Consider the following 852-nt stretch of genomic DNA (forward strand, 5'->3'; position numbering starts at 1 on the left):
CGCCCGTCCCGCCGGGACCCGCGCAGCTCCCGCTGCCGCTGCTGGCCCGCCGGGACGAGCGCGAGCAGCTGGTCCGGCTACTGGCCCGCGGCCGCTCCGTGCGCCTCACCGGCCCGGCCGGCTCCGGCCGCACCCGGCTCCTCGACACCGTCGCCGAGGACTGCGCGGACCTCGCCCCCGACGGCGTCGTCCGGCTGAACGGCCACCGCCGCTCCGCCGACGACCTGCTGTACGACCTCTTCTACGCCGTCCACGACGCCCCGCTGCACCGCCCGGACCGGGACGAACTCGCCGACCACGTCCGTGAGATCGGCGCCGTCGTCGTCCTCGACGACCTGGAGTTCGGCGGCGCCGCCCTCGACGAGCTGCTGGACGCCACCCCCGAGTGCGCCTTCCTGCTCGGCGCCACCCCGGACGTGCCCGAGCCGTCCGCCGACGCCGGCATCGAGGAGGTCGCCCTCCCCGGCCTCGACCGCGCGGACAGTCTCGACCTGCTCAAGCACGCCGTCGGCCGGGACCTCACCGAGGACGAGTCGAACTGGGCCGGCGACCTCTGGTTCGAGTCCGAGGGCCTGCCGCTGCGCTTCGTCCAGGCCGGTGCCCTGCTGCGGCAGCGCGACCGGCTGCGGGCCGGCGCCGACGCCGTCGACGAGTTCGGCGTCTTCGAGGACGTACGGCCCGACGAGGCGTCCTACGACCCCGCGGACGGCGACGAGGTGCCCCTGCCCTCGCTCGGCGAGGCCGCCGCCCCCGCCCCGCTGCTCGCCTCCCGGCTCAGCGCCTCCGCCCGCGCCACCCTGCGGTTCGCCGTCGCGCTCGGCGGCGAGGTGCCCCACCAGGCGCATCTGCCCG

1 pseudogene is annotated in these 852 nt (G+C 77.3%); it reads left to right on the top strand.

What is annotated here, in order from left to right:
* A pseudogene (locus B7767_RS28790) lies at window positions 1–852 on the top strand (ATP-binding protein); the annotation flags it as partial.

The sequence above is a fragment of the Streptomyces sp. 13-12-16 genome, assembly GCF_002114215.1.
In the GTDB taxonomy this organism is placed as follows: domain Bacteria; phylum Actinomycetota; class Actinomycetes; order Streptomycetales; family Streptomycetaceae; genus Streptomyces.